This is a genomic window from Corallococcus sp. CA054B (assembly GCF_003611625.1).
In the GTDB taxonomy this organism is placed as follows: domain Bacteria; phylum Myxococcota; class Myxococcia; order Myxococcales; family Myxococcaceae; genus Corallococcus; species Corallococcus coralloides.
The window spans coordinates 15,500-29,428 of sequence record NZ_RAVY01000007.1 but is presented as its reverse complement, the minus strand read 5'-3'; the positions used below and the strand labels follow the sequence as shown (position 1 = coordinate 29,428).

Here is a 13,929-nt window from a genome sequence, read left to right as displayed (position 1 = left end):
ACCGGGCGTCGGAAATCCGAACACGCCCGGTGCCGGGGGCAGCCGCTACTTCCGGATGCGCAGCGTGACGGAGGTGAACACCTCGACGCTCTTCCCGTTCTCCTGGACGAAGCTGCTCGTGTAGCCCACCGGCTTGATGAAGATGTCGCGCGCCTTGTGCTCATTGACGGCCTTGGCGCTGAACCGCGCCAGCTGCATCGTGCCCATGGCCATGCCCGTGCAGCCCACGCACTTGGGGGCCTGGTACGCGAACACCGTGCCGCCCTCGATTTGATTCGTGCCGTTGAGGCGCGGCTTCGGGACGGCGATGAACAGCCGCTGCTCGGTGCCAGGAATGTCCCAGACCGCGCCCAGCGGGAGGCTGCTGGTGCTGTCCGGGTTGGTGCCCACCGGACGGAGGGTCACCTCGGTGGAGCCGCTGCTGTCGATGGCCGGGTTGATCCTGACGAGCTCCTCCTTCTTCGTCCACCCCAGCCAGTGGAGCTGCGGGAGGTTGTAGTTGTCCGACGCGAAGGTGCTCATGAAGCTGCTTGCGTCGGCGGACGACTTGACCACCTGGGTAGAGGGGTCTCGCACGTTGCTGTGCGCGAGGCCGAGCACGTGCCCGATTTCGTGGGCATAGTCCCGCACCAGGGTGCCCTTGAGGAAGACGCTGCGCGAGCCGGCGTTCGAGGTGGGGCACATCCCGCCAGGCAGCACGAACACCGTGAGGAACGCGCTCGAGTTGGCCTTCTGGCGGGCCTGGTTCTTCGCCGTCGTGCAGTTGCTGCTCGTCACCTGCACGGTCTGCGAGCCGGTGAACTCCAGGCTCACCTGGCCGCGAGACGCGACGGCGTAGTGGCGGTACACGTCGCGGATGGAGTTCTGGATGGCGCTGAGGGTGGGCGTCGTCCTGCCATCCAGGGTGATGCGGACGACCTTGACGGTGTGCTTCTTGTTGATGGCGGCCAGCCTGTTGGCGTTGTTGTTGTTCTTGACGCAGGTCGACTCATCGCCAGCACAGTCGTAGCGGTGCTCCGAGGGGGGCGCCTCGACGTCTTGGACCCGGAACGAACGCACCTGGTCGTTCGCGCTCGCGCCGCTCCCGAACGAGGTCTCACAGAGGTTCGTGTCGGTATCGACCGTGACCGAGTCGCCGGTGCAGTCCCCAGCGGCATGGAGCGTCACGGCCTTGCCGATGGGCACGTCGACGAAGGAGGCGCCCGCGGCCTGCGCGAGGGTGTGGCAGCCGTTGGATGGAGCCTCCTGAATCACTTGGGAGCCGCCGTTACAGCTTTCACGCACGCGGACGAGCGGCGCGCGCGGGGCGATGAGCTGCTCGCGCAGCGCGGACCAGTTGGCCGCCGTGCAGTTCTCTGCCTGTACCTCATCCAGGAAGAGGCCGTCCTCGAGCTCCGCGTGCTCGTAGGTCTGGCACGTCTCCCACAGCTCGCTCCAGTGTGCCCAGTCGCAGGTCCCCGCGCCGACATACGTCTCGACGCACGTGAGCGACGCCGCGAGCTCCGGGGAGACGACCGCCTGCCGGGTGGCGGCGACGGCTGCCTCGGCGCCGCCAGGCTGTTCGTGGAGGGGCGGCTCCCAGTCCTCACCCTGACATCCTGAACCCAGTACGCCGAACAGCATCACGCCCATCATGGACAGCTTCCGCATACCTCTCCCTCGCAGCCAATGGCCGCATGACACCGCGAAACATGTGCAGTGGATCAAAAGTCTCTTTACACGACTTCCATGTGAAAAATGACAATCCGCGCGGTATGTTTTGGCGCGCTGTGTGTCTGGAATTCCGGCGACCCGGCGTCCGGCGCCGGAACTCCGAACAGGTGAGGGCCCTGCCCCTGGGGGCTCCCCTGGCGTTCAGTGTTGGCACGCCCAGTGCTCAAGGTGACGCCAGGACACGGGTTCAGGACAGGCCCGTGAGCCGGACGCGGACCCCCTGGGCGAGGCAGGCGTAGCGTGGACCCGCCGCGCTCGGGGGGCGCTCCAATCGCGGCGAGGCCGCGCCAGGAGGCACGGGTGTCGGGACCGGGCAGGAAGTCGAAACACTCGAAGCGGGGCGTCGCCGCGGGGGCGGTGCTGGTCGCCGTCATCATCAGCGGCATCCTGTGGCTGCGGCGGCCGGCCCCGGAGCCGCCGCCGCGCTTCACCGGCTTCGTCGTCAGCGACAACGTCTATTTGTCCTCGCCGGTGGCCGGCATGGTGGCGTCCGTGGCCGTGGTGCGCGGGCAGCGCGTGGAGGTGGGCACGCCGCTGTTCCGCATGGAGCCCACGTCGCTGACGGCGCGGGCCGACCAGGCGCGGGCGCAGGTGGGACAGATTGAAGCGCAGCTCCTCGCGCGCCAGTCGGATGTGGCCCGCGCCCGCGCCTCGCTCGTCGCGGCGCAGGCGGAAGCGGACCGCGCGGACGCGGAGCTGGCCCGGCTCGTCGCCGTCCAGAAGGCCATCGAGGGCGCCGTGACACCCCAGCAGCTGGACCTGCTCCGCGCGACGGCGACGCGCGCTCATGCCCAGCGCGACGCGGCCCGCACGGACGTGGCGGCGGCGGGCGCGCAGCTGGAGGTCGTCCGCGCCCAGCTCGCCAGCGGACGCGCGGGCGTCACCGCCGCGGAGCAACAGGTCGTGGAGCTGGCGCCCGTGTCCCCCGTCGTGGGCCGCGTGGAGGACGTCCTCTTCCATCAGGGAGAGTGGGCCATGCCCAACGCCCCCGTCGTCAGCATCATCCCGGACGCGCAGCTGAAGGTGCGCTTCTACGTGCCGCAGGGGAGGGTGGCGTCCTTCCCGCCAGGCACCGACGTGGCCATCGCCTGCGACGGCTGCGACACCGGGATGACGGCGCGCGTGGACTATGTCGCCTCGCGCCCGGAGTACACGCCGCCCATCATCTACAGCCTGGAGACGCGGCAGAAGCTGGTGTTCCTGCTGGAGGCGGTGCCCTCCGCGCCCACGCGCCTCCTGCCCGGGCAGCCCATCGACGTGACCCCGCTGAAGCAGGCACCCGTGGAGGCGGACCGATGAACGAGCGGGCCATCGACGTGCGCGGGCTCAACAAGTCCTTTGGCGATCGGCACGTCGTGCGGGACGTCTCCATCGCCGTGGACGCCGGACGCATCACCGGCTTCCTGGGCCCCAACGGCTCCGGCAAGACGACGACGCTGCGGCTCCTGTGCGGACTGCTCACGCCCGACAGCGGCGAGGGCACCGTGCTGGGCCTGGACTTCCGCGCCCGGGGCGACGCCATCAAGCGCCAGACAGGCTACATGACGCAGAAGTTCTCCCTCTACGAGGACATGACGCTGGAGGAGAACCTGGCCTTCGTCGCGCGCGTCCACGGCCTGGACCAGCGGCGCGAGCGGGTGGAGGACACGCTCCACCGGCTGGGCCTCTTCGACCGGCGCAATCAGCTCGCGGGCGCGCTCTCCGGAGGCTGGAAGCAGCGCCTGGCGCTGGCCGCGGCGACGCTGCACGAGCCCCGCCTGCTGCTCCTGGACGAGCCCACCGCGGGCGTGGACCCCAAGGCCCGCCGCGAGTTCTGGGACGAAATCCACACGCTCGCCGCGGGCGGGCTCACGGTGCTGGTGTCCACGCACTACATGGACGAGGCGGAGCGCTGCCACGACATCGGCTACATCCTGTACGGGCGCCTCATCGCGCGGGGCACGGCGGACGCGCTCATCCGCGACTCCGGGCTGGTGACGTTCCTGGGAGAGGGGCCCGGCATCGACCGCGCGGCGCACCTGCTGGCCCAGGCGGACGGCGTGCTCAGCGCCTCCGCGTTCGGCGCCGCCGTGCACGTCAGCGGACTGAAGCGCGAAGCCCTGGAGGCCGCGCTCGGCCCCTGGCGCAAGGAGCCCTACCGGTGGAGCGAGGTGACGCCCTCCCTGGAGGACGTCTTCATCCAGCTCATGGGTCGCGAGCGCGACGAACGGTACACGTCATGACGGGCTCGCTTCCGCGCATCCTGGCCGTGCTGCTCAAGGAGTTCACGCAGCTGCGGCGCGACCGCATCACCTACGCGATGATCCTCCTCATGCCGGTGATGCAGCTGCTCATCTTCGGCTATGCCATCAACATGGATCCCCGGCACCTGCCCGCCGCGGTGCTGTCCCATGACACCAGCACGCTGGCGGACTCCGTCGTCGCCGCGCTGGAGCGCACCGGCTACGTGGACGTGCGCTACCTGCCGCGCTCCGACGAGGAGTTGGATCAGCTCATCCGCCGGGGACAGGTGATGCTCGGCATCACCATCCCCCCGGACTTCAGCCGGCGGGTGCTCAAGGGCGAGCGTGCCCAGATCCTCGCGGAGGCGGACGCGTCCGACCCGCAGGCCGCGGCGGGCGCGCTCGCCGCGGTGAGCGTGCTGCCCGCGGAGGCGCTGCGGAACGAACGGCTGGGGCTGGGGGCGCCCCGGTCCACCGCGCCCCCCCTTCGAGGTGGTGGTGCACCGGCGCTACAATCCGGAGAGCCGCTCCCCGTTCCACATCGTGCCGGGCCTCCTGGGCATCATCCTGTCCATGACGCTGGTGATGATGACCGCCATGGCCGTCACCCGCGAGCGCGAGCGCGGCACCATGGAGACGCTCCTGTCCACGCCCGCCACCCCGGCGGAGATCATGGTGGGCAAGCTCACGCCGTACGTCGTCGTGGGGCTGGTGCAGACCGTCGTCGTGCTGGGCATGGCGCGGGGGTTGTTCTCGGTGCCCATGGCGCGCACCCCCGCGGGCTGGCTGGCCCTGGCGTGCGGCATCGTGCTGTTCATCGTGGGCAACCTGTCCTTGGGCTACCTCATCTCCACCGTGGCGCGCAGCCAGCTCCAGGCGATGCAGATGTCCATGTTCTACATGCTGCCGTCCATCTTCCTCTCCGGCTTCGCCTTCCCCTTCCTGGGGCTGCCGCCGTGGGCGCGGGTGCTGGGCGAAATCATCCCCGTGACGCACTTCCTGCGCATCGTCCGGGGCGCGCTGCTCAAGGGACAGGTGCTCGCGGACATGGGGAACGACCTGCTCGCGCTGGGACTTTTCGTGCTCGCGGTGGCCGGCGCGGCACTCGCGAGGTCACGCACGACGTTGGATTGATTGACGCCACACGTCGAGCATGACGCATCCTCGAAACGGGGGGGCCTGGACGTCCGGACGATCCAAACGGACCGCTGTTTGCAACCTTACTTCCGCACCGGAGCCACGTTTCACGTGGTTTCGCGGGGTTCAGTCCCGCGTCCGGTCTGGAGATGCCCATGTCCCGTGACGACTCCTTCGCGGTAGGTGCGGTGCGGACTTCGCGCCTGCTCGTGGCCCTGTTCGTGACGTCCTTCGCAGCCGGCTGTGGGGACGATGATGATGACTGCGTGCCCAGGACGTGCGAGTCGCAGGGCTTCAACTGCGGCGATGCGACGGACGGCTGTGGCGGCACGCTCAACTGCGGCACCTGCGGGGCGCCCGCCACCTGTGGCGGCGGCGAGGACAACGTCTGTGGTTGCCCCGACATCAAGACGGCGTGCAGCCCCGGGAATGAGTGTGGCACCGAACCGGATGGCTGCGGCGGCACCGTCTCCTGCGGCACGTGCGCGGCGCCGGAGGTGTGCGGCGGGCGCGGCGTGGCGCAGACCTGCGGCATCCCCGCGGAGAACCGCGAGTGCAGCGAGGGCTGGTGCTGGGAGTATCCGCTGCCCCACGGCTACAGCTTCCAGGGTGCGCACTTCAGCGCGGCCAATGACGGCTGGGCCGTGGGCGAGGACGGCTTCATCCAGCACTGGGATGGAACGCGCTGGACGCGCGTGGCCAGCGGGACGCTGAGCACCCTGCGCGGCGTGCACGCCCTCTCCGCGACGGACGTGTGGACGGTGGGCGCGGGCGGCACCGTGCTCCACTCCACGACGGGCGGGGCCTTCTCCGCCGTGAGCTCCGGGACGACGCGCGACCTGAACTCCGTGTGGGCCGCCGGTCCGGGCGACATCTGGGCCGTGGGCGCGAGCGGCACGGTGCGGCGCGACCGGGGCAGCGGCTTCCAGGGCGTGGACGCGGCCACGACGAAGGACCTCAACGGCGTGTGGGGCAGCGGGCCTTCGGACGTGTGGATGGTGGGGCAGTCCGGGACGCTGCGCCGGTATGACGGCAACGCGGTCTCCGGCATCGACGCGGGCACCACGGACATCGACTTCCACCAGGTGACGGGCACCGGCCCGAACGACGTCTGGACCGTCGCCTCGGATGACCCCTGCCTCTTCTGCAATGACTTCGGTCAGGTGTTCCGCACCACGCCCGCGGGCATCGAGCAGTCGCTGCGCTCGTCGGATCAGCTGTTCTACGTGTACGCCGCGTCGCCCTCGCTGGTGCTGTCGGGGGGAGAGGACTTCGGCTACGTCTACAACGGCACGAAGTGGACGGACACGGACGAGGACGCCGTGGGGCCCATCACCGGCAGCGGGCCTGACAACGTGTGGTCCTTCGGTTCGGGCGGGCAGGTGCAGAAGTGGAGCGGGCAGGCGTGGACCTCCCAGGCGCCGCTGCGCACCTTGAGCGTGGCGCGGGCCATCCATGGCACGGGGCCGTCGGACGTCTGGGCGGTGGGGTCCCCGGGCCGCGTGCTGCACTGGAACGGTGGCGGATGGTTCGAGCCGCAGCTGGACTTCTCCACCGTCGACAGCGTGTCGGGCGTCTACGCGGCCTCCCCGACGGAGGTCTGGGTGACGTCCTCTTTCCACGACCGCATCTACAAATTCGACGGGGCCCGCTTCATCACGCAGTACCAGTCGGAGAACTCCCTGGCCCTCAATGCCATCCACGGCTCGTCCGCGGCGGACGTGTGGACGGTGGGCGATTCCGGCCAGGCCATCCACTTCGACGGCACCGCCTGGACGCGGAAGCCCGCGGAGAGCACGGCGGCGCTCCAGGCCGTCTGGGTGCAGGGGCCCTCGCTGGCCATCGCGGTGGGCGACGCCGGCACCATCCTGCGCTGGGATGGCACCGCCTGGGGCACGATGACCTCCGGCACCAACAAGGGCCTGAAGGCCGTGTGGGGCAGCGGGCCCTCCGACATCTGGGCCGCGGGCGCGGACGGCACGCTGCTGCGCTACAACGGCGCGCTCTGGCTCCCCATGGCCAGCGGCACGACGTCCCAGCTCAACGGGCTGATGGGACGCTCCGCCACCGAGGTCTGGGCGGTGGGCGACAACGGCACGCTGCTGCGCTTCGACGGCGGCAAGTGGAGCGCGGAGACCACCGGCACCCGCCGCGCCCTGCGGGGCGTGTGGGCGCCGTCCTCGTCGGAGCTGTGGATGGTGGGGGACACGGCCGTCCTGCACAAACCCTGACACCGGCCCTTCGCGCGGACCCGCATTCCGGTCCCGCCCTGTAGATTGGGGCGGGACACGTCAGGAAGGAGCGCGCATGGGCTGCTGTCACTACCCCGCCGTGAAGGAAGGCTGCGACAGCGCCTTCACGGTGGACACCTCTCGCATCACCTTCGGCCCGGGCTGTCTCCGCGAGGTGGGCGACCGGGCGCGGGCGCTCGGGATGAAGCGGGTGGCGCTGTTCTCCGACGCGCGCGTGGCGCGGCTGCCGCACTTCGACAAGGTGCGCCAGTCGTTGCTCGCCGCGGGGCTGGACGTCGTCGTCTTCACGGACGTGCACGTGGAGCCCACGGACGCGTCCTTCCAGGAGGCGGCCCGCTTCGCCTCCGAGTCCCGGCCGGATGGCTACGTGTCGCTGGGCGGCGGCTCGGTCATCGACACCTGCAAGGCGGCGAACCTCTACGCCACGCATCCGGCGGACTTCCTGGCCTACGTGAACGCGCCGGTGGGGGAGGGGCGCGCGGTGCCCGGGCCCCTCAAGCCGCACATCGCGTGCCCCACCACGTCCGGGACGGGCAGCGAGGTGACGGGCATCACCATCTTCGACCTGCTGTCGCTGTCCGCGAAGACGGGCATCGCGTCACCGGCGCTGCGGCCCACGGAGGCCCTCATCGACCCGGACTGCACCGCGACCCTGCCCGGTGAAGTGGTCGCGGCCAGCGGACTGGACGTGCTGTCCCACGCGCTGGAGTCCTATACGGCGCGGCCGTTCGTCCACCGGCCCGCCCCCGCGCGCCCCAGCCTGCGGCCCATGAGCCAGGGCGCCAACCCCTGGAGCGACCTGGGCTGCCGCGAGGCCTTGCGGCTGATGGGCCTGTACCTGGAGCGGGGCGTGAAGGACGCCGGGGACACGGAGGCGCGCGAGCAGCTCATGTGGGCAGCCACGCTCGCGGGCATCGCGTTCGGGAACGCGGGCGTGCACGCGCCGCATGGCATGGCCTACGCGGTGGCGGGGCGCGTGCGCGACTTCCGCCCCTCCGGCTACCCCCAGGACGAACCGCTGGTGCCGCACGGCCTGGCCGTCATCGTCAACGCGCCCGCGGTGTTCCGCTACACGGCGTCCGCGAACCCCGAGCGCCACCTGGAGGCCGCGGGCTTCCTGGGCGCGGACGTGCGCGGCGCGGGCAGCGGGGACGCGGGCGAGGTCCTGGCGGGCCGCGTGGTCCAGCTCATGCGCGCGGTGGGCGTGCCCAATGGCCTGTCGGGCGTGGGCTACACGGCGGAGGACGTGGACGCGCTCACGGAGGGCGCCTTCCCACAGCAGCGCCTGCTCCAGAACGCGCCCCGGGAGATGACCCGGCCCGTCCTCACGCAGCTGTTCCACCAGGCGCTGCGCTACTGGTAACCCGAACCTGGAGGGCTTCTTCCGTGTCCGACGCAGAGACGGCCGACCGCTACCGCTTCTTCCTGCCCATCACCACGCGGTGGATGGACAACGACGTGTACGGCCACATCAACAACGTCACCTACTACAGCTACTTCGACACGGTCGCGAACCACTACCTCATCCACGAGGGCGGCCTGGACATCCACACGGGCGAGGTCATCGGGCTGGTGGTGGAGTCGAAGTGCGCCTACCGCGCGCCGCTCGCGTATCCGGACCGCCTGCGCGCGGGTCTGCGCGTGGACAGGCTGGGCAACCGCTCGGTCACCTACGGCATCGCCATCTTCAAGGAGGGGGAGGCGCAGGCGGCGGCGCACGGCCACTTCGTGCACGTCTTCGTGGACCGGCGGACGCGGAGGGCCGTGGCCATGCCCGACCGGCTGCGCGACGCGCTGGCGAAGCTGGTCGTGACGCCGCGCGAGCAGGCCTGAGCGCGTGGCGCCGCATGGGTTCCCTGGCGGCCGGGGAGCCCCCGCCGTCCCGGGGCCCGAGCACCACCCCGCCTCATCACTAACGTCTTCCTGTACCCCCTACAGAAGGAGATGGGTGATGTGCTGCAACACCCGAATTTGGCATTCCCACCATTGCATCGTGCCGCCGTACATCAACCGGCGGATTGCCCAGAACGGCTCGCCACAGCAGCGCGCGAAGGCCCTGCGGACGCTCTCCGTTGACACCACCCTGCGCTCCATCCGCCTGTCCACCAGCGGCGCGCCCCAGGCCGCGAAGCGGATGATTCCCGGCCCCATGGTCGTGGAGAGCCAGAAGCTCCGCACCATCTACGACGTGAAGAACACCGAAGCCCTTCCGGGAACGGTGGCCCGCAAGGAGGGCGATGACGACGTCGGCGACGCGGCGGTCGACGAAGCCTACGTCGGCCTGGGCGCGACCTACGACCTCTACTGGGACGTCTACGGACGCAACTCCATTGACGGCAACGGCATGCCGCTGAACGGCCACGTCCACTATGGCAGTGGCTACGACAACGCCTTCTGGGACGGCGAGCGCATGGTGTTCGGCGACGGCGACGGGGAGCTGTTCAACCGCTTCACCATCGCGGTGGACATCATGGGGCACGAGCTGGCCCACGGCGTGACGGAACACGAGGGCCCTCTTGCCTACTTCTCCCAGGCGGGCGCGCTCAACGAGCACCTGTCGGACTGCTTCGGCTCGCTCGTGAAGCAGCGCCTGTTGAACCAGACGGCGGATCAGGCCGACTGGCTCATCGGCGCGGGGCTCCTCTCGGACAAGGTCCAGGGCAAGGCCCTGCGCTCCATGAAGGACCCCGGCACCGCGTTCGATGATCAGGTGCTCGGCAAGGATCCGCAGCCGGCCCTCATGAAGGACTTCGTGAACACGTGGGAGGACAACGGCGGCGTGCACATCAACTCCGGCATCCCCAACAAGGCCTTCTGCATCGCGGCCACCAACCTGAAGGGCTACGCGTGGGAGAAGGCCGGCCTCATCTGGCTGGAGACGCTGCGCGACCCCCGGCTGAAGCCCAACGCCTCGTTCCTCTCCTTCGCCCGGCTCACCGTGACGGCGACCGTCCGGCTCTACGGCAGCGGCGACGAGGAGCAGATCGTGCGTGACGCCTGGAACCAGGTGGGCATCAAGGTCTCCAAGGAGCGGGCAGGCCAGCCGGCCTGGACGCCGCAGGTGCAGAAGCAGGCCGCGCAGCCGGTGGAGCGCAAGCACTAGGCCCTGGGGTCGACCAAATGCGAATCGAGCTCAAACGGGAGGGAGGCGTCGCCTTCTTCCCGGGCCTGGCCAGGCCCCGCACCGTGGACCTGGCGGCCCTGCCTCCCGCCACGGCGGAGGCGCTCCAGCGGGAGGTGCGGGAGGCCCGCTTCTTCGAACAGCCGGCCACCGTGGGGGCTTCCCCCCAGCGGGGTGCGGACCGGACGAGTTACTCCGTCACCATCGAGGACGACGGAGGGAAGAGGCACTCGGTCCGGCTGGTGGAGCCGGTGACGGAGCCGCACCTGCGCTCCCTGCTGGAGCTCATCCAGAAGGCCGAGCGGGAGCAGCGCTCCCCCTAGGTCCTAGTAGCGCGGGCGGGTGGGCAGGTTCAGGTCGTCGCGGAGGACGTTCTCTCCGGGGCGGCCGCCCTGCACCACGTCCGGCGTGGACGGGTCCTGGTCCAGGTCGATGGGCAGGCCTACCGCGGACGTCTCGCGGTTGTTCACGCCGTTCTTCTCACCGAGCGCCAGCGTGCCGTTGGCGTAGTCCGAGGCGTGCACCAGCTCGTGGAACAGGGCGACGACGGGCGGGCGGTTCATCCAGTCCTCGCTGCCAAGCGAGATGCGCGTGGTGTTGTAGTTCACCGTGCCGTTGGTGCCCTTGCCCGGCGTGCCGTCCGCGTTGAACCAGGCGTCGTCCTTGTTCTGCGCGGACGCGGAGTTGCCGCTGGAGGTCTCCTTGATGGTCGTGGTGTGGCCGCTGTCATCCAGCGTGCGCAGCAGCTCCTGGCCCGAGGGCAGCGAGCGCATCGCGTCCAGGTCCGACTGCACGCGCGCCTGGAAGTCCGCGCTGCCCGACACCGTCACCGAGCGGCCGCGCTGGTCGGCGTCCGTCATGTCGACGATTTCGCGCTCGCCCCCGGTCGCGTCGGCGGTGGTCTCGTTCTCCTCCACGTAGAGCTTGTCCGTGCCCGTGCCGCCGCGGACCTTGTCCTGGCCCGCGCCACCCGCCACCGCGTCGTTGCCCGAGCCACCGGACAGCGTGTCGTTGCCGCGCCCGCCGATGACCTGGTCGTCACCCGCGCCGCCGGAGGCCCGGTCATCGCCCGCGCCGCCGTCGATGTAGTCCCGGCCGCTGCCGCCGGACAGGGAGTCGTTGCCGTCCAGGCCGTAGAGCACGTCGCGGCCCGCGCCGCCCTGGATGCGGTCATCGCCCGCGCCGCCCTCCAGGTAGTCGTCGCCGTCCTGGCCCTTCAGCGTGTCCTTGCCGTCGCCGCCGAGAATGGTGTCGTTGCCGGCGCCGCCGATGAGCGTGTCGTTGCCCTTGCCACCGGTGAGCTTGTCGTCGCCCGCGCCACCGTCCAGGGTGAGGTCCTGCGTGACGCTCGCGTCCACGGTGATGGAGTCGTTGCCGTCACCGCCGTTGATGATGGCGCCCTTGGCCTGCTCCGCGGTGAGCGTCACCGTGTCGCTGCCGGACTTGATGGTCAGCCCGCCGTCCTTGTTCTGAGACACCGTCGCGGTGTTGTTGCCCGCGCCCAGGTCCACCACCGTGCGGCCGTCCGCGTTCGTGCTCACCTGCGGCCCGGCAAGGGCGCTGCCCACGCGGCCCGCGATCTTGCCCAGCGCTTCGCCAATGCCGCCGGCCGCCTTGCCCGCGGCCTTGCCCGCCGCCTTGCCCAGGGCGCCACCGGCGTCCCCGGCGCCCTCACCGGAGCGGATCTCCGCGGACAGCACCGGCCGGGAAGCGGCGCCCGAGCGCGGGGCCGCGTCAAAGCCGTCCTTCATCCGCTGCGCGACGGCGGCCTTCACCGCGTTGGGCTTCGCCGTGACGGGAGCCTTCACCGGCTGCGAGCTCACGGAGGACGAGGTGGGGCGCGAACCAGGCTTTCCAATCGAGGTCATGTCGCTTCTCGCGGGTGACGGAGACACCCGGTGCGGGTCCGGCGCACGGCTGCCGGGGAGCGGATGAATGCCGCCCGAAGGGGATTGTCGCGAAAGTGTGACGCAGGTTGCCTCGGCCCCGCTGATTCCAGGCAACCCCTGGGAATGACTCGTTCAGGGGTGGGGGGCAGGGCCATGTCACGGACGTGTGACATGGGTCGCTCGTTCGTGTGACAGGACGGGGTCGCCGGTAACGGTGTTGCAACAACAGGGGGCGGTGCGTGGCGGAAGGCGGCGTCATTCGGTAACGGAAGCGCCTCATCGGGACCGGGCGGGTCCCTCCCTGTTCCCCGCCCGGCTCCCACGCACCCATGACCCTCGCCTCGTCCCACCGCTCCGTCCTTCAGGCCCTGCTGGCTGGTGCCGCGCTCCTCTTCTCCTCTTCCGCCCCGGCCCAGGCCCAGGAGACCCCGCCCGAAGCCGCGCCTCCCATGGAGGAGAAGGAGAAGAGCAAGCCCTGGTACGAGAACATCCGCCTCCGGGGCTACACGCAGGTCCGCTACAACCGGCTGCCCAGCTTCCGGACGAACGACTCGCTCATCAACGACCAGGGCGACCGCTTCCTGGGCAGGGACACCGGCTTCGGCATCCGCCGCGCGCGGCTCGTCATCTTCGGGGACGTGCACCCGCACGTGTCCATCTACCTGCAGCCGGACTTCGCCTCCGTCATCGGTGACCAGTACAACGTCGCCGTCATGCGGGACTGGTACGCGGACATCTTCGTGGATGCGAAGAAGGAGTTCCGCTTCCGAGTGGGCCAGTCCAAGGTGCCGTTCGGCTTCGAGAACCTCCAGTCCAGCCAGAACCGCCTCGCGCTGGACCGCAACGACGCCATCAACAGCGCGCTGAAGGACGAGCGCGACGTGGGCGTGTTCTTCTACTGGGCGCCCGCGCACATCCGCGAGCGCTTCAAGTTCCTCGTCGACAGCGGCCTCAAGGGCTCTGGCGACTACGGCGTGGTGGGCCTGGGCGTCTACAACGGCCAGACGGCCAACCGCGCCGAGCGCAACAACAGCCCCCACGCCGTCGCGCGCGTCAGCTATCCCTTCCTCTTCGGCTCCCAGTACGTGGAGGTCGGCACCGGCGCCTACTACGGCCGCTTCAACCTCAGCGCGTCCCCGCGCGATGACGCGGCCTATGCGCTCGCGCGCGGCCCCAACCTGGTGGATGCCCGCGCCATCGTCAGCCTGATGGTCTACCCGCAGCCCCTGGGCTTCCAGGCCGAATACAACATCGGACGTGGGCCGTCCCTGGGCTCGACCCCGGACGACGCGCTGCTCATCGACAGCCGGAACCTGCAGGGCGGCTACGCGCAGCTCATGTACAAGCTGGACGGCGTGGTGGGCGTGTCGCTCATCCCCTACGTGCGCGGCACGCTCTACAAGGGCGGCAAGAAGTTCGAGACCAACGCCCCCCGCTACGACGTGCGCGAGCTGGAGCTGGGCGCGGAGTGGCAGATCTGGAAGGCCCTGGAGCTGACGGCCGCCTACGTCATCGCGGACCGCACCTCGTCGCGCTACCCGTATGTCCAGGAGCAGGGGCACGTGACGCGCCTCCAGCTCCAGTTCAACTATTGA

General features: G+C 70.2%; 12 protein-coding genes and 1 pseudogene. 10 read left to right on the top strand and 3 right to left on the bottom strand.

Annotated elements, in window-relative coordinates; translation table 11 throughout:
- Positions 1 to 45 precede the first annotated feature (45 nt).
- The gene (locus D7V80_RS03195) at positions 46 to 1,650 is read right to left on the bottom strand and encodes a hypothetical protein (RefSeq protein WP_233585102.1); all 1,605 of its coding nucleotides are present in this window, start codon (positions 1,648 to 1,650) and stop codon (positions 46 to 48) included.
- Positions 1,651 to 2,013: 363 nt separating this feature from the next.
- Between D7V80_RS03195 and D7V80_RS03190 the strand changes: the two genes are divergently transcribed.
- The 3 genes and pseudogenes from D7V80_RS03190 to D7V80_RS43810 form a co-directional block, all read left to right on the top strand.
- Positions 2,014 to 3,012 (top strand): HlyD family secretion protein, encoded by a 999-nt coding sequence (locus tag D7V80_RS03190; RefSeq protein ID WP_147446973.1) that lies wholly within the window; start codon positions 2,014 to 2,016, stop codon positions 3,010 to 3,012.
- Positions 3,009 to 3,935 carry an ABC transporter ATP-binding protein gene (locus D7V80_RS03185; RefSeq protein ID WP_120586741.1) on the top strand — a complete coding sequence of 309 codons (927 nt, stop codon included), beginning with the start codon at positions 3,009 to 3,011 and terminating at the stop codon, positions 3,933 to 3,935. The genes D7V80_RS03190 and D7V80_RS03185 overlap by 4 nt, the downstream gene beginning before the upstream one ends.
- Positions 3,932 to 4,270: pseudogene (locus tag D7V80_RS43810) on the top strand (ABC transporter permease); the annotation flags it as partial. The gene D7V80_RS03185 and the pseudogene D7V80_RS43810, both read left to right, overlap by 4 nt.
- On the opposite strand, the gene D7V80_RS43420 reads toward D7V80_RS43810, so the two are convergent.
- Complete coding sequence (locus D7V80_RS43420; protein ID WP_255417613.1) at positions 4,201 to 4,410, bottom strand: hypothetical protein; 210 nt, start codon at positions 4,408 to 4,410, stop codon at positions 4,201 to 4,203. The pseudogene D7V80_RS43810 and the gene D7V80_RS43420 overlap by 70 nt on opposite strands.
- Positions 4,411 to 4,433: 23 nt before the next feature.
- On the opposite strand from D7V80_RS43420, the gene D7V80_RS43415 reads away from it, so the two are divergent.
- From D7V80_RS43415 to D7V80_RS03155, 6 genes are all read left to right on the top strand, one after another.
- On the top strand, positions 4,434 to 5,069 hold the full coding sequence (locus D7V80_RS43415; RefSeq protein ID WP_199738346.1) for an ABC transporter permease: 636 nt from the start codon (positions 4,434 to 4,436) through the stop codon (positions 5,067 to 5,069).
- Positions 5,070 to 5,227: 158 nt separating this feature from the next.
- Positions 5,228 to 7,303, top strand: coding sequence for a hypothetical protein (locus D7V80_RS03175; RefSeq protein WP_120586740.1), 2,076 nt, complete (start codon positions 5,228 to 5,230; stop codon positions 7,301 to 7,303).
- A gap of 76 nt (positions 7,304 to 7,379) precedes the next feature.
- Positions 7,380 to 8,687: a hydroxyacid-oxoacid transhydrogenase gene (locus tag D7V80_RS03170; RefSeq protein ID WP_120586739.1), complete on the top strand. Its 1,308-nt coding sequence runs from the start codon at positions 7,380 to 7,382 to the stop codon at positions 8,685 to 8,687.
- A gap of 23 nt (positions 8,688 to 8,710) precedes the next feature.
- Positions 8,711 to 9,157: a thioesterase family protein gene (locus D7V80_RS03165; protein ID WP_199738345.1), complete on the top strand. Its 447-nt coding sequence runs from the start codon at positions 8,711 to 8,713 to the stop codon at positions 9,155 to 9,157.
- Between the two features lie 160 nt (positions 9,158 to 9,317).
- Positions 9,318 to 10,427 (top strand): M4 family metallopeptidase, encoded by a 1,110-nt coding sequence (locus D7V80_RS03160; protein WP_233585101.1) that lies wholly within the window; start codon positions 9,318 to 9,320, stop codon positions 10,425 to 10,427.
- Between the two features lie 17 nt (positions 10,428 to 10,444).
- Entirely contained in the window at positions 10,445 to 10,768 is a 324-nt protein-coding gene (locus D7V80_RS03155; protein WP_120586737.1) for a protealysin inhibitor emfourin, read from the top strand.
- Positions 10,769 to 10,771: 3 nt separating this feature from the next.
- Here D7V80_RS03155 and D7V80_RS03150 read toward each other — a convergent pair whose 3' ends face one another.
- Positions 10,772 to 12,313 carry a M91 family zinc metallopeptidase gene (locus tag D7V80_RS03150; RefSeq protein ID WP_120586736.1) on the bottom strand — a complete coding sequence of 514 codons (1,542 nt, stop codon included), beginning with the start codon at positions 12,311 to 12,313 and terminating at the stop codon, positions 10,772 to 10,774.
- 350 nt (positions 12,314 to 12,663) lie between these two features.
- Here D7V80_RS03150 and D7V80_RS03145 point away from each other — a divergent pair, with 350 nt between their 5' ends.
- Positions 12,664 to 13,929 (top strand): porin, encoded by a 1,266-nt coding sequence (locus D7V80_RS03145; RefSeq protein ID WP_120586735.1) that lies wholly within the window; start codon positions 12,664 to 12,666, stop codon positions 13,927 to 13,929.